Below are 20,492 nucleotides of genomic sequence, written 5' to 3'. Positions count from 1 at the left end.
TATGGCTAAGAAAACATATATTGCAGCAATTCAGGATGCTTTAGATTTAGCTTTAGAGAAAGACGAGAACACCCTAATTTTTGGTGAAGATGTTGGAGAAAACGGTGGTGTGTTCCGTGCAACTGATGGTTTGCAAGCAAAGTATAGTGATGAACGTGTATTCAATACACCATTGGCAGAGTCTGGAATTGGTGGTTTAGCTATTGGGTTAGCAACAACCGGTTATCGTCCAATTATGGAAATTCAATTCTTTGGATTCTTATTTGAGGTCATGGACTCAATCGCTGGTCAAATGTCACGTGCTCGTTTCCGTTTCAATGGCACACGTAATATGCCAATCGTGGTTCGCTCACCATATGGTGGTGGTACCAAGACACCAGAAATGCACGCTGATAACTTGGAAGGTATCGTTGCTCAGGTACCTGGACTTCGTGTTGTCATGCCAGCCAACCCAGCTGATGCTAAGGGATTGCTATTAAGCTCAATCGAGTCTGATGATCCCGTTGTTTTCTTAGAGAACTTGCACTTGTATCGTTCAATGAAGGGTGAAGTTGCTGATGGTTATTATACAACACCATTGGATAAAGCAGCGATTGCGCGTGAAGGTTCTGATTTAACCATCGTTTCATATGGTGGTGCTGTTCCTGTATCATTAAAGGCTGCTGATGAATTGGCTAAAGAAGGTATTGAGGCAGAAGTTGTTGATCTTCGTACGGTTTCACCAATCGATATTGAGACTATTGGTGAGTCAGTTAAGAAGACAGGTCGTGTTGTTGTTGTACAAGAAGCACAACGTATGGCTGGAGTTGCAGCTACAGTGATGGCTGAAATTTCAGAACGCTTTATCTTGAGTTTGAAAGCACCAATTGGTCGTGTAGCTGCACCTGATACAGTTTACCCATTCGCTCAAGCAGAAAATGACTGGATGATGAAGGCTGATGACGTTGTTGCTAAGGCCAAGGAGGTTGTAAACTATGACTGAAATTTTTAAGATGCCTGATATCGGTGAAGGAATGGCCGAAGGTGATATCACAAACTGGTTAGTTAAGGTTGGTGATACAGTTAAAGTTGATGATTCCGTTGCTGAAGTACAAAATGATAAGTTGGTTCAAGAAATTCTTTCACCTTATGCGGGAACTGTTACAAAGTTATTTGTCGATCCTGACACAACAGTTGCTGTTGGTGATCCATTGATTGAATTTGATGGTGATGGTAGTGGTTCTGCAGCTGGTGAAGCTGCACCCGCACCAAAGGAAGAAGAGAAGCCCGCTGAAGAACCAGCAACACCGGCAGCTCCAGAAGCCCCTGAGGCTCCAACTGCACCAGCTGGAAATGTTGTTGCGACAAACGGTCAAATCTTAGCAATGCCATCAGTTCGTCATTATGCATTTGAGAAGAATATTGACTTGTCACAAGTACCCGCTTCAGGACGTCATGGTCATATTACGATGGCTGATGTCACTGGATTTACTGGTGCTCCAGCTGCACCGACAGCGCCTACACCTGAACCTCAAGCAGCACCTGTTGCTCCTGAAGCAAGTGCACCAGCACCAGAGAAGAAGATTGAAGTAGCTGATACTAAGTCAGGACGTCAACCAATGTCCGGTGTTCGTAAGGCAATTGCTAAGGCAATGTCTGTTCAGAATTCGACAATTCCTACGGTTACGAACTTTGACAGTGTTGAAGTTTCAAAGCTTGTTGCACACCGTTCAAGCTTCAAGGAATCTGCTAAAGAACAGGGTGTTAAATTAACTTATTTGGCATATGCAGTTAAGGCTCTGGCCGCTGTTGGTAAGAAATTCCCTGAAATTAATGCATCAATCGATATGGATACTAATGAAGTCATCTATCATGATACAGTTAATGTTGGTGTTGCCGTTAATGCACCTTCAGGATTATACGTGCCAGTTATCGCACATGCTGAAAGTAAGTCAATTATGACAATTGCCACTGAAATCGCTGATTTAGCAAGTGCAGTTCGTGAAGGTACAATTAAGCCTGCTCAAATGCAAGGAGCAACAATTACCATTTCTAATTTGGGTTCAGCACGTGGTACGTGGTTCACACCAATTATCAATGGTAAGGAATCAGCTATCTTAGGTTTGGGTTCAATTTTGAAAGAACCAATTGTTGATGAGAATGGTGAACTAGCTGTTGGACAAAACATGAAGCTATCACTAAGTTATGACCACCGTTTGATTGATGGTATGTTGGGACAACAGTCAATGAATTACTTGAAGCAATTATTGGCAGATCCTAGCTATATGTTGATGGAGGTATAGAAAATGGTTGTTGGAGCAGAAGCAACTGATGTTGGTACAGTTATCATTGGTTCAGGACCTGGTGGATATGTGGCAGCAATTCGTGCTGCTGAACTAGGGCAAGATGTTACCTTGATTGAACGTGACAATATTGGTGGAGTTTGTTTAAACATTGGATGTATTCCATCAAAGGCATTAATCAATGTTGGTCATCATTATCGTGATAGTCAAGAAGAAAACCCATTTGGATTATCAATGACTGGTCAGTTAGATTGGGCAAAAGCACAAGATTGGAAGCAACATAAGGTTGTTGATCAATTGACCGGTGGTGTTGCCATGTTGTTGAAGAAGCACCATGTGCAGATTATCAAAGGTGAGGCGACATTTAACGATAATGAAACTTTGAATGTTGTACAAGAAGATGGTCATCAGTTATTGCGTTTTGAAAATGCTATCATTGCGGCTGGATCACGACCAGTGGAAATTCCAAGCTTAAAGTTTGGTGGTCGTATTGTTGATTCAACTGGCGTATTAAGCTTGCCAGAAGTGCCAGAACATCTAATCATTGTTGGTGGTGGTGTGATTGGTTCCGAACTTGGTGGGGCATATTCTAACTTAGGTGCGAAAGTAACTATCGTTGAAGGCTTGGATCATACACTGAATGGCTTTGATAAAGAGATGACAAAGCCTGTTTTGAACGATTTTAAGAAACACGGTGGTGAGATTATTACTTCAGCTATGGCTAAGGGTGCAACACAAACTGACAAAGATGTTACTTTAACTTATGAAGTTGACGGTAAGGAACAAACGGTTACTGGTGATTACTTGCTAGTTTCAGTTGGTCGTCGAGCTAACTCTGATACGTTAGGCTTAAATAATACGGATGTTAAAGTTGGTGATCACGGTCTAATCGAAGTTGATAACCAAATGAAGACAAGTGTGTCACATATTTATGCTATTGGTGATATTGTTGCCGGCCCTGCTTTGGCACACAAGGCTAGTTTCGAAGGTAAAGTTGCTACAGCCGCTATCAGTGGGGCAAGCAATGCTCATGATCTTCATTATTCATTACCAGCAGTTGCTTATACACAGTATGAATTGGCAACAACTGGTGAGACCCCAGATTCAGTTAAGGAAAAGGGATTGAATGCTAAGATTAGTAAGTTCCCATTTGCTGGTAATGGTCGAGCCCTTGCCATGGACGCAGGTGTTGGCTTTATCCGTTTGATTACTGATAAAGATAGCAATGCGATGTTAGGCGCACAAATTGTCGGACCATCAGCGTCTGATTTGATTTCTGAGCTTTCATTGGCAATTGAAAATGGATTGACCTCTGAAGATATTTCGTTAACTATCCATCCACACCCAACTTTGGGCGAGGCTATTATGGATGCTGCCGAAGTAGCGGATGGTTTAGGTATTCATGTATAATAGAGTAAAATAACTATATTGAGGTGGGTAGGCAATGTCTTTCTTTAAATCAAATGACGGTGTCCGATTACATTATCAGTTTGATGGTAGTAGTGATCAACCAGTCGTCGTTTTTCTCGGTGGCTATACAAGTATGATAACGACATGGGTGGCTCAAGTTGAAGCATTTAAAAATGCAGGCTTTCGAGTACTAAGGTTTGATTATCGAAATCATGGTCAAAGTGAACAGACGGACAAGAGCTTGCGTATTTCTAGGTTAGCAATGGATTTAGCGAATTTAGTGGACTATCTGCATGTCGATCATTTTACTTTGATCGGACATTCAATGGGCGCAATGGTTGCAAGTCAATATATCTCACTATTTAGTGATAGTCGCGTAGACGTTATTGTAACAGAAGATCAGACACCCAAGATGTTGAATGAAGATGGCTGGCAGTACGGTGTTAAAGATTCCTCCTTTGCTCGTATTAGCCAGATTTCGGATAGTTTTCCGACGACAAAGTTGGTTAGACAAGCCATTCCAAAAGAACTGAAGCGTCAAGTATCAGATGGTTATGTGCCGTTTGATTTCAAAAAAAATCGGCCATTGATGATTGATGGTATTGTGCAAGATTGGCGTGATGTTATCCGTTATGAAAGCATACCACACTTGTTTTTGGCTGGTAGTGCTTCACCGATGTATCCAGTAGATCATGCGAAATATGCCCTTGATTTACAAAAGGTTACTGGGTCAGCAATGCATGTTTTTGACGGTGCAGGTCATATCCCACATTTGGAATTTCCGGATGAATTTAACCAAATTGTGTTAGGATTTTTAAAAAAGTTTAGTTAAGCATGCCTTTAGCAATAAAACTATTCATAATGTGTATAGTTAGAATTTAGATGTTTAGGAATAATATGGCTCTATGTCAAATAGCGTGAAAAATCGTAAAATCGATCTAAAGAGTTTGTGAAATATAGCTTGTGAATCTGATGATTTTGTCAGACTCGCAAGCTTTTTTTAGTTAGTAGGTTCATAAAACTAGCGTTTATATGTTTGCGATTGAATAGTTGTAGACGTATTCTGAAAAAATAATTCAATGAATTACCATAGCCATATGCCGTACGGCCAATTTGTTTAATGCGACGATTAATGCCTTCAATACGTCCGTTAGAAGGTGTTTGTAAAAAGGCATTTCTGATACTTTTTAGATTTTTCTTGTAGGTTAAAATCACCTGGTCCATTGCTGAGTGATTGGGCTTGTATTGCGATAAAATTACTGAAAATTCATCAAACGAACGAGATCGTTGCGCACGTAAGACGGCTTGGTATATTTTATAATCTTGTTTGAATTTTGGTGATAGACCAAAGATAAGTTGTAGAGCATCTTGTGGATATAGGTACTCATTAATTCCTTTGAACCATCGTGGTTGCGTTGTGTCTATCTTTGACTGGTCTGTAATAAAGAATTGCCAGTTAGATTTTAGTAGTTTATATACACGACTACGCTTATTATTAATTGTTCGTTGTAGTGTGATACGTGTGGATTGTACAGCCTTCATGGCTAATTGAATGATATGAAAACGATCAATGATAATTTGAGCGTTAGGAAACATCACCCGTAAGGGTGCGCTATAATTAGCGTTCATATCAGTAACGACGTATTGTACACGTTGACGATTAGATAGGTCGTAGTTAGATAAATACCTACGAATATCTATACTGGTACGGGTTGGAAAAATCTCAATTAAATCACTCGTCGTGCCATTTATCATTTCAAAACCGTAATGATGCTTTGCATAGAGTACTTCATCAACACAAATGACCGTAGGTAATGATTTTGTATAATTCGTACGATATGCTTTAGCGGCATGATGCAGTAGTCGATTAACTTTGCTGTGTGATATATGCAAAATGTAAGCAATATCTTTTTCGGAAATATCACGTTTTGCTAAATCAATAATTTGATGTAACAATGGCCGTGAGATAGTTGAATTGGACATAAAATCTTTTGATTGTGCTATAAATGTGTTTTTACAACGTAGACATTGATAACGTTGCTTGGTTAACAATAAAATTTGTTGATAACCGTTTGCTGTGGGTAATTTGTATGATGCAGTATCGGTACCAGCCAGATAAAAATGTCCCGACAATAAGAAACCACATTGCGGACAATGCTCTGGAACTGTCGTTAACGTTGCGCGATAGCGTAAGATTTGGTGTTGATCATGACCTATGGTCATTAATTCATTAAAATCACCGTTATCAGAAATTAAAAATTTAATGTTTTTGTCTGTTAAACCAACTGAATTTAGGATAGAATCATTAATGGACATCAATAAATACCTCGTATCTGTTTTTTTCGTCGATTACATTTTACGCCGGTATATTATTGGTGTCTTTTTATATTTGTGAAAAAGGCGAAATAAAAAGCGTGAAATTTTTAGTTTCACGCTAGAAAGTATAGAGCCAATAATATTCCTGAACATCTTTTTTTATGTTTCATTTGATAAATTAAAAATCAATTAGACAAATGAGAAATTGCGTGATATTATAATAACACTATTAAAATTAAATTGTTCACAAAAGGGAGTTTGGCATGAAAAAATTTGGAAAAGTAGCCGCCGCCGCTGCATCGGTGGCGATGGTGGGGAGTGTTGCATTACCAGCAGTCTCAGCATCTGCTGCATCAACGGGCAAGACAATTAATTGGTCAGAAGTTGCGGCATTACCAACAATGGATCCAGCAAAGTCTACAGACACTGTATCTGCAGATGCGCTAGGGGCAACGAGTTTACCTTTGTTACAATTTGGTAAGGGTAATAAACTTGAAAATGAGGCAGCGAAAAGTTACGAAAAATCTGATGATGGGTTAACATATACATTTCACCTACGTTCAGGTTTGAAGTGGGAAAATGGGGATGCTCTGACAGCAAAAGACTTCGTTTACGGTTGGCAACGTTCAATTGATCCCAAAACTGCGTCGGAATATGCTTATTTGATGGATAGTGTTAAAAATGCGAAGGCCATTGAGGATGGTCAGAAACAACCATCTGAATTAGGTATTAAAGCAATTGATGATCATACCTTACAGGTAACGTTGGAGTCACCAGCTTCATACTTCTTACAAGAAATTACGATGCCTGTGTTCTTCCCAGAAAACCAAAAATTTGTGGAGAAACAGGGTAGTAAGTATGGAACTTCAGCAGCTACGTACTTGTCTGCTGGCCCTTATAAATTCAAAGGTTGGACAGGCTCAAATAATAAATATTCATTTGTGAAGAATGATAAGTATTTTGATGCTGATAAGGTGAAGACCAAGAAAATTGCTGTTCAAACAATTAAGGATCAGAATACTGGTTACAATTTGTATCAAGGCAAGAAACTTGATTTTACACCATTATCTCCAGATCAAGTGAAGGCTTCAAAGAATAAGAAGGGATACAAGGTTATCAAGACTGGTGCTACCCAGGCACTACAGATGAATGAAGAAAAAGTACCTGAATTTAAGAACACTAAGATTCGTCAGGCAATTTCTTATGCAATTAATCGTGATACATTATCAAGTAAAATTGTGACTGGGTCAGCAATTCCTGCAACGACGTACACGCCTAAAGGTTTAGTTAAGAATCCAAATAATAATAAAGATTTTGCTACGGATGCTGAGGTAAAGGGTGCTGTTAGCTACAATAAGAAGAAAGCTGCTAAGTTGTTTAAGGCAGGTCTTAAGGAAGTTGGCAAGTCAAAGTTGTCTGTTCAATTATTGACTGACGATGATGATACATCAAAGCGCGTGGCACAATTCTTGCAAGAGCAATTAGAACAAAACCTAAAGGGTATGGATGTTTCGATTAAGACAGTACCAAAGAAACAACGATTGAAGTTGAGTACTGATGGTGATTTCCAAATGCTAAACTTCGGTTGGCTAGCGGATTACCCTGACGCATCATCATTCTTGGATCTATACAAGAGCGACGCTTCTTATAATTATGGTAAATGGAATAATGCGGATTACAATGCTGCATTAGAGAGTGCCGAAGGAAAGAATGCTAATAATAATAAGGCTCAGTATGCAGACTTTAAGAAGGCTGAACAAATTCTTGAGAAGGAAGCAGGAGTTGCACCTTTGTACTACCGTTCAACTGCTTCGTTGCTGAACCCTAAGGTTAAGGGAGTTATTGCAAACCCTACTGGTGCACCATTCAATTTCAAGTATGCTGTTAAACACTAATAACTCATAAACGCACAAGTCACTGAATTTGATATTCAGTGATTTTTTTAATTAATGTTAGAATGTAAATTGATAGTACATGTAGAAATTACTAACTAGTAAGGGGGAGCAAATTGAAAATAACTATAATGGGTGGTACAGGATATATTGGTCAGGGAATCTTATCCGTCCTTGTACAGAATAAAAATCAGTATGAACTGGTTAGTTTGTCTCGCTCTGGTGCGAAAAATCACTCAAATTTGGTTGAATCTGTGACTTATTTGGCGGTTGATTTAACTGAATCGGGTGATTGGCAAACGGTCATTGATAGTTCAGACTTAGTTATCGACTGTGTAGGTATTTTTTTACCTAGTAAAAAGAAAAATACTAGCTATGAAAAAAATAGCATTGCGCCTGCAAAAACGGTGATTGATGAGCTGGCAGTAAAAACAAAACAAACGAAATTTATCTTTATTGCGGCAAATAATGCACCATGGATCCTAAATGATTATATGAAAGCCAAAGAAGAGGTTATTGCTTACGGTGTCAAAAAGTTGGATAATCGATTTGTAGCGGTTTATCCTGGTATGGTGTATGACCGTCAGCGTCTTTTTAATTTCATTCCAGGCATAATATTACATATTGCCATTAATGGGTTACATTTAAATTTTTTGAAAAAATACCGACCAATCAAGCGTCAGACGTTCAATCGGGAAATTCTTCGAATTATTAATAATCAGCCCAGTGATTTGACAAACAAAATATCATAATTATCATAGGAGAGAAAAGTTGATCACTTTAAAATCAGATAGAGAAATATCAGGAATGGCCCACTCAGGTAAAATTTTAGCTGGTGCACATTTAGCATTACGCGATCAAATATACGTGGGGATGGATACTTGGGAAATCGAGGAAATTGTTAACCAATATATTCTGGATCACGATGCAACGCCTTCAGAAAAAGGGTTTGAAGGGTACAAATATGCAACTTGTATCAGCATCAACAACGAAGTTGCACATGCAACACCACGAAAGGGACTGAAATTAAAGAACCATGATATTGTGACAGTGGATTTTTGTGTTAACTGGCACGGTTATGAAAGTGATTCAGCTTGGACGTATGTAGTTGGTGAAAGCACGCCAGAAATTGATCATTTAATGGATGTGACGCATACTGCTTTATATTTAGCAATTGACCAAGCACAAGTTGGCAACCGTTTAGGCGATATTGGTTTTGCTATTCAGGACTATGTGGAAAATAAAAATCATATGGGTGATGTCCGTGATTTAATTGGTCATGGAATTGGACCAACGATGCATGAAAAGCCGGATGTATTTCATTATGGTGTGGCACATAAGGGATTGCGCCTAAAAGCAGGAATGGTAATTACTATTGAGCCAATGGTCAATGCTGGTGGCGACTGGGAAATAGAGACTGAAATTGTTCCAGAAACTGGTTGGGAATACTATGTATCAGCAGATGGTAGTTTATCAGCACAATATGAACACACAATTGCTATTACGAATGATGGCCCTAAAATTTTAACATCGCAAGATCCAATTGGTGACGCCAAATATCTGTGGCAAGATTAGCAACTAATTCATTTTGAACAATTAAGACAAAAAGCAACCATCTTATTTATGAGTTGCTTTTTTTATTGCATTCATTTGTACGTATTTGTTCAGATATGATGCTTAATCGGTATTAAATTTCTGTTTTGTATATGAAATTTTCGAATAAACTTCACAAAAACAACAAAAATTATGATTCACTTTTAGTGAAAAGTGTATACTATAAATTGTGTAGCGCTTTCAAAGAGTAGGCAAAGATGGTTGAAAGTGGAAATGATAGATATGGGGGTAGTGTGTGAGAAAAAAGATTTTTTATGAGGCGTTGCCATTTTATATGATTAGTTCTTTAATCCATATTATTGGTTTCGCCCTGTTAGTTACCGCTGCAGTGCAAGATGCGCATTTTTGGGGAATTGGCTTATTGGCTTATACACTGGGATTGCGTCACGCATTTGACGCTGATCATATTACAGCAATTGATAATACTGTCCGTAAATTAGTTCAGGAAAAGAAGAGTTCAGCAGGGGTTGGTTTTTTCTTTTCTTTGGGTCATTCAACGGTTGTCTTTCTTATGGCATTGGTTGTTGGGTTGTCAGTGCAGTTTGCAAAAACAAACTTACCATTTTTACAAGAAATGGGCGGGAAAATTGGAGCAACTGTCTCGGGTGTTTTTTTAATCGTGATTGCCATTGCTAATTGTTTTGTATTATTCAATTTACTGTCGCAACTAAGGCATATAAAATCCGGTAAATTTGACCAGAAAAAGTTTGATGAATTATTAATGTCACGAGGATTCTTAGCAAGGTTCTTAGGCCCTATCTTTAAGTTTATTAAACAGTCTTGGCAGATGTACCCCATTGGTTTTTTATTTGGTCTGGGTTTTGATACAGCTTCGGAAATTACATTGATCGCATTATCAGCAGGAACGGCCAGTCAAGGAGCTTCAATTTGGGGTATATTTGCTTTGCCAATTTTATTTGCCGCTGGTATGAATGTCATGGATACAACTGATTCGGTAATGATGTCAGGCGCTTATCAGTGGGCCTTTGACGCACCAATTCGTAAGATTTATTACAACCTAACCGTTACGACAATTTCGATTATTGCGGCATTTATTATTGGTATTGTTGAATTGTTACAAGTCTCAACCAGTAGCTTTGTAATGAAGACTGGCTTTATAGGTTGGGTACAACGATTAGACTTTAATTGGGTTGGTTATGGACTAATCGTTGTCTTTTTGGGTATTTGGGCAATGACATATATCGGATCAAAAATTATACCTAAAAAAGAAAATAACGCTAATATTTAACATTGTTTAGTATTTAAAGGAGGCATTGTATTATGGAATTTTCTCTACCATATGGCAAGGGGAAACTAGTTGGAGAAATACCATCTAATCGTGCAAAAGGCATTATTCAGGCGGATTCAGAAGCTGTTTTAGCAAAAAGTTATCAATTCTCAGAAGTTGAAATTGTTGAAAATTCATTACTTAATCCGATTGATTCGCCACGTTTATCTGAATTAGTGGTGGGCAAGAATCGCGTGGTTGTTATTAGTTCTGATCACACACGACCAGTACCATCAAAGAAAATTATGCCTAGAATCATTGCGGAAATTAAAAAAGGCAATCCAGAGGCAGATATTACGATTCTGGTAGCCACAGGAACGCATCGTTTAACAACCCATGATGAGTTGGTTGATAAATATGGTGCAGAAATCGTCAAAAACATCAATATTGTTGTCCATGATAGTGACGATAAGGAAAATATGATTAATGTCGGGACGCTACCTTCAGGAGCTGATTGTGAAATTAATCGAGTTGCTGCAGAGGCCGACTTGTTAATCGCTGAAGGATTTATTGAGCCACATTTTTTTGCTGGATATTCAGGTGGACGTAAGGCAGTTTTTCCAGGAATTGCCTCACGAAAATCAGTGGTTGGTAATCACAATGGACAATTCATTCATTCAAAGCATTCACGAACTGGTATGTTGATGCACAATCCGATCCATAAGGATATGGTTGAGGCTGCTCGTTTAGCTAAATTACAATTTATCGTGAATGTAGTCTTGGATCATGATAAGCGAATTGTTGGTTCTTTTGCTGGTGATTCAGTTACGGCACACCTTGAGGGAACTAAATTTGTTGATAGTATTATGGAAGCAAAACCCATTTTTACAGATATTACTATTACCAGTAATGGTGGATACCCACTTGATCAAAATATTTATCAAATGGTTAAAGGAATGACTGGTGCTGAAGCAACAAACAATGAAAATGGTGTCATCATTATTGCTAGTGGTTTAGCTGATGGAACGGGTGGTGATGAATTATATCGCCAATTTAAAGATACTGATAAAATTTCAGATATTTATGATAATGCTGTAAAGACACCAGCTAAAGAGACCCCGCAGGATCAATGGCAAGCGCAAATATTAGCACGTGTCATGATGAAACATCATGTTATTGTCGTTACTGATCCTGCTAATAAACAAATTGTTGAGGATATGAAGATGAGGTTTGCCGATTCAATTCCGTCTGCTTTAGCAATTGCGGATAAATTAGTTGGCGCTGATGCACCGATTGCAGTATTACCGGACGGTGTATCGACCATCATCAAGGCGTAGATTGGTTTGTTTGACAGATTATAACAGGTATTAACTGGGAGGTTAAGTAATAATGATTAGTTCAAAAATGGTAACAGATGAAAAAGAAATCGTCTTGCAAGATACTTTAGCAGCATACAATCGTGTAATCGTTGCATTTTCTGGTGGTATTGATAGTACTTTGGTACTTAAGGAAGCCTTGAATGTGTTAGGTAAGGATAATGTGTTAGCCGTTGTAGCAAATTCAGAGTTATTTACTGACGAAGAATTTGACAAGGCTATTAATTTAGCTAATGAGTTGGATGCAAATGTAATAGGTACGCAATTAGATTACTTATCGAATGAAGAAATTACCAATAATACTGCCCAAACATGGTTCTATCAAAAGCAAATGTTCTTCACTCGTTTAGAAGAAATTCGTCAAGAGAAGGGCTTCGATATTGTCTTAGATGGTACGATTATGGATGATAATGATGATTATCGACCAGGATTGGTTGCAAAGAAGGAAGCTGGAGTGGTCAGCCCATTGCAGACTGCTAACTTGTATAAAACGGATGTCCGTTCGTTAGCCAAAAAAAATGGGCTAAGCAACTGGAACAAAGTGCCAAGCTGTTCAGTATCATCGCGGTTCCCATATAATACGAAAATCAATACACAAAGTATTGAGCAAGTTATGAATTCAGAAAAGTATCTACGCGGTTTAGGTTTCACAAATGCTCGTGTTCGTTACCATGGGGATGTTGCTCGGATTGAAGTGCCAAAGGATGATATCCAATTGATTATTGATAATCAAGATGCTATTGATGATAAGTTGAAATCATTTGGGTTTAATTTCGTCGCTGTCGATTTAGCCGGATTCCAAAGCGGTCGTATGAATTCTACTTTGTCAGAAGAAGAATTAGCAGCCAATAACGGATAAATTAATAGAAGTTGTTCTTCTCAAAGTTATGGTATTGCATTTTTTAGGCCAGAACGTCATGCTACGATGAGTTGAACAACTTTTTTGTTTTATAAAGAAACATTTGAAAAGAGGATAATGGCTTGAAGTTTGTAGATATTGGTTCAGCAAAAATAGACGTTGACCGTGCACAAAGAAAAGGTTTTTCTGAAATAGTTTACGGCAGTAGTAAAACAGCAGAACAAATAGAAAAAATTGTTAATGTGTTATTAGAACAGAATGGTAATGCTTTGGTAACACGAGTTAATGAGGAAAAATATGACTATCTAGATGCTCACATACCAGACTTAGCATATGATGAGGTGAGTCAAGTGTTAACGGTTGGTAAACCAAATCCTAAATTAAAAATAGGTTTGGTTTATGTTGTCTGTGCCGGAACTTCTGATTTACCGATTGCAAAAGAAGCAGTACAAGTTGCCGAGTGGATGGGAGCTAAAGTCAAATATCTATGGGACGTTGGGGTTGCTGGCTTAAATCGCTTGTTGTACTACACGGATGAATTAAGGAAGGCTGATGTTATCATTGCAGTTGCTGGTATGGAAGGGTCTATGCCAACTGTTCTGGCCGGTTTGGTCGATGCGCCAGTAATAGCTGTACCCACGTCAGTTGGTTATGGTGCAAATCTGCAAGGAATAACAACGATGCTATCGATGTTGACGTCATGTAGTTCTGGTATAACTGTTACTAACATTGATAATGGATTTGGTGCAGCTTACCAAGCTAGTTTGATATTGCGACGCATGAATAAAAGATTAGGAGATTACAATGGCTAAAACGTTATTCCTAGACTGTGGGTACGGTATTTCGGGTGATATGTTTTTATCAGCCCTTAGTGGTCTGGGTGTGGATATCGATGATGTACATGCTGAATTAAAGAAAGTTATTACCGATGATTTTGATCTGTCAATTGATCGAATTGATCAACATGGCATTATGGCAAATCATTTAGTACTGAAATTTAAAGATGAATCTTTAAATCATTTTGATGCCGGTGTACATCATCACGAACATGAACATCATCATGATGAAGTGGTACAACACCATCATGAACATAGTCATGACCACCACCATCATGAACATGGTCATAGCCATCAGCATACTCACTATGCAGCCATAAAGGAAAATATTGAAAATAGTGCGCTAAGTGAATCTGTGAAAGCATTAAGTTTACGTATGTTTGATAATGTTGCGCAGGCTGAGAGTAAAATTCACGGGATACCTGTGTCAGATATTGCTTTCCATGAGGTCGGTGTGGTAGATTCATTGGTTGATATCATTGGTGGTTGTGTGGCCCTTGACCAACTAGGGGTAGATAATATTGTTGCGACTCCTGTGGCAACTGGTTATGGTAAAGTGAAAGTAGCGCATGGCTTATATCCAGTACCAGCACCAGCTACTCTAGAAATTTTACAAGGTGTGCCAGTACAAGATTTTGATATTGCCAGTGAACTAACAACTCCTACCGGAGCAGCCATCATTAAAACTTTTGCTACTTCATTTGCTAATAGTATGAAGGGAAAGGTTATTAAGAGTAGTTATGGTGCGGGGACGAAGCAGTTTGACCATCCTAATGTATTGCGTGCAGTGCTATTAGAGACTGCAGATAAAGCAACTAAGGACAGTACGGTTAACCAAGTATGTGAAATAAACTGTGAGATAGATGATATGACTGGTGAAGGGTTAGGACAATTATTAGAAAGTGTCATGAACGATGGTGCATTAGATATGTACTATACACCAATTATGATGAAAAAGAATCGGCCGGCACATCAAATCACACTACTTTGCAAAGTGGCTGATGCGGATCATTTTAAACAACGATTGTTACTTGAATCCACAACCTTTGGTGTTAGGACGATATTAAAAGAACGGGAAATTTTAACTCGTCAGTTTTCTACACTGCCTTTGGCAAATGGGTCTGTAAAAATTAAACAGGGTTACTTTGAGGGTCAATTAGTTAAAGTGACTCCAGAATTTGAATCAGTACGAGAATTAGCTGACACAAATGGTGTGTCATATAATCAAATGTATTATCAGGCAATCGTAGCTATTCAAGAAAATTTTGATTTTTAAAATTAGTTATTAATATTAAATGTTGTGAAATCTAAAAACAGTTTTTGAACAAGAGTTAGTCTGTTCAAAAACTTTTTTTTTGTGCAAAAATTAGTCAGTCAATTCATTATCAATATGATAGTCTAAGAAGTTCTTAGATATATTGAGGTACTGGCAGACAAATACAACAATAAGGAATCATACAACGTCTAAAAAACCTGACTAGTCTAGAAATCCTTGCCTGTATACCTTCTTTCTAAACCTGACTAGTCTAGTTGCAAAATGCCCAGTACAAAAGAATTGAAAACGGTTTCATAGTCATGTACACTGAACCTGTTGAAAGGGGGAATACTGAAATGGAAAAGTATCAAAAAATTTATTCTGACCTTTTGAAGGCATTACAAGAAAAGGTCTATCAACCTGGTGATTTTTTACCAAGTGATGGACAACTTGTCATACGGTATCACGTCTCTCGTGAAACGGTTCGAAAGGCTGTAAAAGCATTAGCCAATGATGGCTATGTGCAAAGGTTGCCTGGTCGTGGGTCGGTTGTTTTGGATCGCAAACATTTTGTATTCCCTGTTTCAACACTTGAAAGTTATCGTGAAATGGTTGCGCAAGCACATTTAGATGCTAGCAATGATGTCATTGCTATTAAGCAGAATGTACCTGTTCCGGAAAAGTTAACAGGAGATAACTCATCAATATTATGTACCTTGGTAGTCCGCCGCCGTTGGGTGGATGGTGAAGAAATGGTTTTAGACTACGATTACATCAATCAAGCTGTTATTGACCATATTCCTCATGAGGCGGCAAAAAACTCGTTGTTTGATTACTTTGAAAATCAGTTAGGATTACAGATTGATTATGCAGTGAAACGAATGACTGTTGAGAAAGGGACTATTGAAGATCGACAGTTGCTTCATATTGATGAGAGTATGTCGATGGTTGTCATTCGAAGCGAAACTCGTTTAGCTGATAATCGGATCTTATCATTTACTGAGTCACGACATCGTGCAGACCGCTTTACAAGTGTTGAATTTGCAAGACGTCACAAATAGGAGGGTTTTATTTATGTTTGGGTTTGGAAAGAAAAAAACGGTTACCAATGATAATCGTTTGTATACACCAGTGACAGGTGAAGTTATTAAATTAGAAAATGTCTCTGATCCTGTTTTCGCTGGCAAAATGATGGGAGATGGTTTTGCTGTCGAGCCTACGGGTGATACGATTGTTTCTCCAGTTGCTGGGAAGGTCACCATTCAGCAAGGTCATGCTGTTGGCTTAGAGCGAGCAGATGGGTTAGAAATTCTGGTCCACATTGGTATTGATACGGTTTCTTTAAATGGTGGTCCATTCACACCACAGGTAAAAGTTGGGGATGTTGTTGATGGTGGTGATCCGCTAGCTGAAGTAGATTGGCAACAAGTAGATGACGCAAAATTGCCGAAAACGACAATGGTTCTAATTACAAATTCAGCAGACAAATTAGATAATTTTTCTGTAGAAGTTGGTGATTCAACTGCTGGTTCCCAAATTGGTCAAGCAATTGCCATAGATTAAGTGAGAGGTGATTAAAATGGCAAAACAAAATTATGATGAGTTAGCAAAGAACATTATCACGAATGTTGGTGGTAAGGATAATGTCAATAAGGTTATTCACTGTATCACAAGATTACGATTTTATTTGGACGATGAGAAAAAGGCTGATACAGATGCAATTCAAGATTTAGATGGTATTGCTGGTGCTGTTTATAATGCACAATTAGGTCAATATCAAGTCGTTATTGGACAAGCTGTTGAAGATGTTTACGATAAAGTTATCGAGCAATTAGGTGATGACGTTGTTGATAAAGAAGCAACTGATGCAGCGGTTGAAGCTACAGGTGGTAAGAAATCTAATAAGCCAGATGGAATTTTCGGAATGATTAAATATGGCTTTCAGTTATTAATTGGTACGATTACTGGATCAATGATGCCCATCATTGGGTTGTTAGCTGCATCCGGAATTTTAAAAGGTATTTTAACTTTATTTACATTTAACTTAGGCTGGATTGATGAATCATCTGCTACTTATCAAATTATAAATACAATTGGTGATTCTACATTTTATTTCTTACCAATTCTTGTTGGATATACTGCTGCAAAGCAATTAAAATCAGATCCAATCATTGTGGCTGCTATTGCTGGTGTATTAGTGCATCCAACCATGGTGGATTTGGGGGCGAAAACGTCAAAGAACTTTGCTGAGTTCCTTGGAGTAACAATGAATGCTGACTTCTTTGGGCTGCCAATTCATATCCCATCATATACGTATTCGATTTTCCCAATTATCTTCGCAGCATGGTTGGCACGTCCGGTAGGAAATTGGTTTAAAAAAGTATTGCCATTGAGTTTACGTTCAATTTTCCAACCATTATTTACATTGTTTATCGTTTCAATCGTGGTATTAGTTGTTGTTGGACCAGTAATTACATTGATTTCATCAGGATTAGCAACCTTTATTAATTGGTTAGTAACATTAAATCAAGCAATTGCAGGATTAATTATTGGTGGTCTATATCAAGTTCTTGTCATCTTTGGTTTGCATTGGATGATTATTCCGCTTATTTCAAACGATATTGCTCAAACTGGTCATTCAGTCTTGAATGGACTAATTAACTTCACGATGATTGCACAAGGTGCCGGAGCACTAGCAGTTTGGGCAAAATCAAAGATTACAAATATTAAGAGTTTAGCGTTTGCCGGTGCATTATCAGGATTTGCTGGTGTTACTGAACCTGCAATGTACGGAATTAATTTGAAGTATGGTCGAGTATTTTGGATGGCAAATATCGGTGGTGCTGTTGGTGGGTTTATCGCAGGACTATTAAAAGTTGATATGTTTGGATTTACCGGTTCATGGATCGGGTTCCCATCATTCTTCTCAAAAACAAATCCAAATAACATTTGGTATTTCGTTATTGCGGGTGTAGTGACGACAGTTGTGTCATTCGTGGCAGTTTATTTCTGGGGATTCAAAGACGAGGATGTTAAGAATGCTAAAGCTGCTGAAAAGAAGAATGTATTTAAGGATGCAGTAAATAACTAATTGAGATGAAAGGAGCTTTTGATGAATTCAAGTAATTGGCAATTAGCCTATGATAAGGTGTCAACAGGGGTTCGTGCGTATGGTGAAGAATCATTACTTACCTTAGGAAATGGCTATTTAGGCTGGCGTGGAGCACCAATCATGACATCTTACAGTGATGATCATTATCCGGGATTGTATGTTGCAGGCGTTTTTAATCAAACATCAACACCCGTTGCTGGTCGCGATGTGATTAATGAAGATATGGTAAATTTACCTAATCCACAACTATTTAAACTTTATGTAGATGGTGACTTGGTAGCATTTGACCCAACTGCGCGGCAATCAACATTACATTTTGATACAGGCATTCTATCAGAAAGCTATACGATACCAACTGCTAAGGGAAACATTACTTTAAAAACAAAAAAGGCCGTTAATCCTATTAAGATGCATCAAATTGGTCTTGCAATTGAACTTAGTGGAGATTTTACAGCAAATATTACTGTGCAGGCTATTATTGATGGTCGTGTGGAAAATAAAAACGTCAAGCGATATCGTGATTTTGAATCTAGAGAGTTTGACGTAACTTCATTAACGGCTAATAAATTAATTGCTGAGACGAAACAGTCAAAAATCAAACTTGTTGTCGGTGCGGAAACAACGAGTGATGTCACGGATTTTTCGGTGACAACTGGGGATGACCAAATAACTGCTACAGGTGAATTTACTTTATCACCGGATAAAAAGATAAATATTGAACGAATTGTTGGTATTGCAACAAGTTATGAAGAAAAAAATCCAGAGCAAATTGTGAATGAGCAATTGAAGGATGCTACTTTTGAAGAAATTGCAGCTGATTCATTTAAATATTGGCAAAAAGTTTGGGATGAAGCAGATATTGTTTTGGAGAGTAATGACCCTGATTTACAACGAATGATTCGTATGAACGTTTTTCATTTGCGACAATCGGCACAACACAACGCCAATCAGTACTTAGATGCGTCTGTCGGTTCTCGTGGTTTAACTGGTGAGGGTTATCGAGGCCATATTTTCTGGGATGAAATTTTTGTGGTTCCTTATTTAGCAGCAAACGATCCGGAAACTGCTAAGGACATTTTAAGATATCGAATTACCCGTCTAGATGGTGCCAAACTTAATGCTCAAACTGAAGGTGAAAGTGGTGCAATGTATCCTTGGCAATCTGGTATGACGGGTGATGAACAGGCACAAATTATTCATTTAAATACGGTGAATAATGAGTGGGATCCAGATAATTCTAGATTGCAGCGTCATGTTTCATTAGCTGTAGTTTATAACTTGTGGGTTTATGTACAGATAACTGGGGATGAAAGTATTCTTCTTGAAGGTGGGCTTGATGTTGTCGTTGAAACTTCAAGATTTTGGTTAAATAAAGTGATATTGGGTGATGATGGTCGATATCATTTATCAGGAGTGATGGGTCCTGACGAATTCCATGAAGCTTATCCCAATGCAAACACTGGCGGTATTACCGATAATGCCTATACAAACTTAATGTTAACTTGGGCATTAAATTGGTTGCAAGAACTAGGAGCAAACAAGCATTTACCTGCAATTAATACAACATTGCTAGAAAAAGCTCAAGATGTCTCAACGCATTTATCACTAGAAATTGACAATGGTATTATTGCTCAGTATGCAGGATACTTTGATTTGAAAGAAGTTGACTTTGAAGCATATAGTCAGAAATATGGTGATATTCACCGTATAGATCGTTTGATGAAGGCGGAAGGGTTATCACCAGATGATTACCAAGTTGCAAAGCAAACAGACACCCTGATGACGCTTTATAATTTAGGATCTGAACATGTTATAAGATTAGTTAATCAGCTTGGCTATACTTTACCAAGTGACTGGTTGAAAAAAAACACAGACTATTACTTGGCAAGAACTGTTCATGGGTCGACGACATCACGACCAGTCTTTGCTGGAATCGACATTTCATTAGGAAATAAAACAGAGGCATTGGATTTTTTGAAGACAGCTATTGGTTCTGATTATTATGATATTCAAGGTGGTACCACTGCTGAAGGAATCCATATTGGTGTGATGGGTGAAACCTTGGCTGTCATCCAAAATGAGTTTGGTGGTGTGTCATTGCGAGATGGACATCTTGTTGTTAATCCAAGTCTGCCTGATGACTGGACAAAGTTATCATTCAAACAAATATTCCATGGTATTTTAATTTCATTAGATATTTATCCTAATGAAATTAAAATAAAAGCTAATCAAGATATTAGTGTGACTGTCTATCATAAGGAAATTAATTTGCGTGCAAATGAAGAGCAACATATTACGGAGGATTAAACATA

17 protein-coding genes are annotated in these 20,492 nt (G+C 38.1%); 16 read left to right on the top strand and 1 reads right to left on the bottom strand.

Annotation, left to right across the window (positions count from 1 at the left end):
- Position 1: 1 nt before the first annotated feature.
- The 4 genes from ACQ4QH_RS05630 to ACQ4QH_RS05615 are packed head-to-tail and all read left to right on the top strand — an operon-like array spanning position 2 to position 4,524.
- On the top strand, positions 2-982 hold the full coding sequence (locus tag ACQ4QH_RS05630) for an alpha-ketoacid dehydrogenase subunit beta (RefSeq protein ID WP_002827039.1): 981 nt from the start codon (positions 2-4) through the stop codon (positions 980-982).
- The gene (locus ACQ4QH_RS05625) at positions 975-2,282 is read left to right on the top strand and encodes a 2-oxo acid dehydrogenase subunit E2 (protein WP_439818098.1); all 1,308 of its coding nucleotides are present in this window, start codon (positions 975-977) and stop codon (positions 2,280-2,282) included. Before ACQ4QH_RS05630 ends, ACQ4QH_RS05625 begins: the two co-directional genes overlap by 8 nt.
- A gap of 3 nt (positions 2,283-2,285) precedes the next feature.
- Positions 2,286-3,692, top strand: a complete 1,407-nt coding sequence (lpdA, locus tag ACQ4QH_RS05620) for a dihydrolipoyl dehydrogenase (protein WP_439818097.1) — start codon at positions 2,286-2,288, stop codon at positions 3,690-3,692.
- Positions 3,693-3,726: 34 nt separating this feature from the next.
- Positions 3,727-4,524 (top strand): alpha/beta fold hydrolase, encoded by a 798-nt coding sequence (locus ACQ4QH_RS05615; protein ID WP_439818096.1) that lies wholly within the window; start codon positions 3,727-3,729, stop codon positions 4,522-4,524.
- Between the two features lie 149 nt (positions 4,525-4,673).
- Here ACQ4QH_RS05615 and ACQ4QH_RS05610 read toward each other — a convergent pair whose 3' ends face one another.
- Positions 4,674-6,008 carry an ISL3 family transposase gene (locus ACQ4QH_RS05610; RefSeq protein ID WP_439818095.1) on the bottom strand — a complete coding sequence of 445 codons (1,335 nt, stop codon included), beginning with the start codon at positions 6,006-6,008 and terminating at the stop codon, positions 4,674-4,676.
- A 263-nt stretch (positions 6,009-6,271) separates the two neighbouring features.
- Between ACQ4QH_RS05610 and ACQ4QH_RS05605 the strand changes: the two genes are divergently transcribed.
- The 12 genes from ACQ4QH_RS05605 (at position 6,272) to ACQ4QH_RS05550 (ending at position 20,487) form a co-directional block, all read left to right on the top strand.
- The gene (locus ACQ4QH_RS05605; RefSeq protein WP_439818094.1) at positions 6,272-7,903 is read left to right on the top strand and encodes a peptide ABC transporter substrate-binding protein; all 1,632 of its coding nucleotides are present in this window, start codon (positions 6,272-6,274) and stop codon (positions 7,901-7,903) included.
- Between the two features lie 113 nt (positions 7,904-8,016).
- Positions 8,017-8,652 (top strand): NAD-dependent epimerase/dehydratase family protein, encoded by a 636-nt coding sequence (locus ACQ4QH_RS05600; protein WP_439818093.1) that lies wholly within the window; start codon positions 8,017-8,019, stop codon positions 8,650-8,652.
- A 19-nt stretch (positions 8,653-8,671) separates the two neighbouring features.
- Positions 8,672-9,475, top strand: a complete 804-nt coding sequence (gene map / locus ACQ4QH_RS05595; RefSeq protein WP_330154932.1) for a type I methionyl aminopeptidase — start codon at positions 8,672-8,674, stop codon at positions 9,473-9,475.
- Between the two features lie 274 nt (positions 9,476-9,749).
- Entirely contained in the window at positions 9,750-10,763 is a 1,014-nt protein-coding gene (locus tag ACQ4QH_RS05590; protein WP_439818092.1) for a HoxN/HupN/NixA family nickel/cobalt transporter, read from the top strand.
- Positions 10,764-10,792: 29 nt separating this feature from the next.
- The gene (larA, locus tag ACQ4QH_RS05585) at positions 10,793-12,079 is read left to right on the top strand and encodes a nickel-dependent lactate racemase (RefSeq protein WP_439819510.1); all 1,287 of its coding nucleotides are present in this window, start codon (positions 10,793-10,795) and stop codon (positions 12,077-12,079) included.
- 52 nt (positions 12,080-12,131) lie between these two features.
- Positions 12,132-12,977 carry an ATP-dependent sacrificial sulfur transferase LarE gene (larE, locus tag ACQ4QH_RS05580; RefSeq protein ID WP_439818091.1) on the top strand — a complete coding sequence of 282 codons (846 nt, stop codon included), beginning with the start codon at positions 12,132-12,134 and terminating at the stop codon, positions 12,975-12,977.
- A 122-nt stretch (positions 12,978-13,099) separates the two neighbouring features.
- Entirely contained in the window at positions 13,100-13,789 is a 690-nt protein-coding gene (larB, locus tag ACQ4QH_RS05575; protein ID WP_439818090.1) for a nickel pincer cofactor biosynthesis protein LarB, read from the top strand.
- On the top strand, positions 13,782-15,089 hold the full coding sequence (larC, locus tag ACQ4QH_RS05570; protein ID WP_439818089.1) for a nickel pincer cofactor biosynthesis protein LarC: 1,308 nt from the start codon (positions 13,782-13,784) through the stop codon (positions 15,087-15,089). The genes larB and larC overlap by 8 nt, the downstream gene beginning before the upstream one ends.
- A gap of 335 nt (positions 15,090-15,424) precedes the next feature.
- Entirely contained in the window at positions 15,425-16,129 is a 705-nt protein-coding gene (gene treR / locus ACQ4QH_RS05565) for a trehalose operon repressor (protein ID WP_439818088.1), read from the top strand.
- Positions 16,130-16,142: 13 nt separating this feature from the next.
- Positions 16,143-16,631: a PTS sugar transporter subunit IIA gene (locus tag ACQ4QH_RS05560; protein WP_439818087.1), complete on the top strand. Its 489-nt coding sequence runs from the start codon at positions 16,143-16,145 to the stop codon at positions 16,629-16,631.
- A 16-nt stretch (positions 16,632-16,647) separates the two neighbouring features.
- The gene (locus ACQ4QH_RS05555; RefSeq protein WP_439818086.1) at positions 16,648-18,159 is read left to right on the top strand and encodes a PTS transporter subunit EIIC; all 1,512 of its coding nucleotides are present in this window, start codon (positions 16,648-16,650) and stop codon (positions 18,157-18,159) included.
- 21 nt (positions 18,160-18,180) lie between these two features.
- Positions 18,181-20,487 (top strand): glycoside hydrolase family 65 protein, encoded by a 2,307-nt coding sequence (locus ACQ4QH_RS05550; protein WP_439818085.1) that lies wholly within the window; start codon positions 18,181-18,183, stop codon positions 20,485-20,487.
- Positions 20,488-20,492: the final 5 nt, after the last annotated feature.

It is taken from the genome of Weissella paramesenteroides (assembly GCF_051903945.1).
In the GTDB taxonomy this organism is placed as follows: domain Bacteria; phylum Bacillota; class Bacilli; order Lactobacillales; family Lactobacillaceae; genus Weissella; species Weissella paramesenteroides_A.
The sequence above is the reverse complement of the archived record's forward strand: the minus strand, read 5'-3'. Positions and strand labels throughout refer to the sequence as shown.

What these genes read in the sequence shown, in the direction of transcription:
- ACQ4QH_RS05630 (WP_002827039.1), top strand. Translation starts at nt 2, where the DNA reads ATGGCTAAGAAAACATATATTGCAGCAATTCAGGATGCTTTAGATTTA.
- lpdA (WP_439818097.1), top strand. Translation starts at nt 2,286, where the DNA reads ATGGTTGTTGGAGCAGAAGCAACTGATGTTGGTACAGTTATCATTGGT.
- larC (WP_439818089.1), top strand. Translation starts at nt 13,782, where the DNA reads ATGGCTAAAACGTTATTCCTAGACTGTGGGTACGGTATTTCGGGTGAT.
- larE (WP_439818091.1), top strand. Translation starts at nt 12,132, where the DNA reads ATGATTAGTTCAAAAATGGTAACAGATGAAAAAGAAATCGTCTTGCAA.
- ACQ4QH_RS05560 (WP_439818087.1), top strand. Translation starts at nt 16,143, where the DNA reads ATGTTTGGGTTTGGAAAGAAAAAAACGGTTACCAATGATAATCGTTTG.
- ACQ4QH_RS05615 (WP_439818096.1), top strand. Translation starts at nt 3,727, where the DNA reads ATGTCTTTCTTTAAATCAAATGACGGTGTCCGATTACATTATCAGTTT.
- treR (WP_439818088.1), top strand. Translation starts at nt 15,425, where the DNA reads ATGGAAAAGTATCAAAAAATTTATTCTGACCTTTTGAAGGCATTACAA.
- ACQ4QH_RS05555 (WP_439818086.1), top strand. Translation starts at nt 16,648, where the DNA reads ATGGCAAAACAAAATTATGATGAGTTAGCAAAGAACATTATCACGAAT.
- ACQ4QH_RS05550 (WP_439818085.1), top strand. Translation starts at nt 18,181, where the DNA reads ATGAATTCAAGTAATTGGCAATTAGCCTATGATAAGGTGTCAACAGGG.
- ACQ4QH_RS05610 (WP_439818095.1), bottom strand. Translation starts at nt 6,008, where the DNA reads ATGTCCATTAATGATTCTATCCTAAATTCAGTTGGTTTAACAGACAAA.
- ACQ4QH_RS05605 (WP_439818094.1), top strand. Translation starts at nt 6,272, where the DNA reads ATGAAAAAATTTGGAAAAGTAGCCGCCGCCGCTGCATCGGTGGCGATG.
- ACQ4QH_RS05625 (WP_439818098.1), top strand. Translation starts at nt 975, where the DNA reads ATGACTGAAATTTTTAAGATGCCTGATATCGGTGAAGGAATGGCCGAA.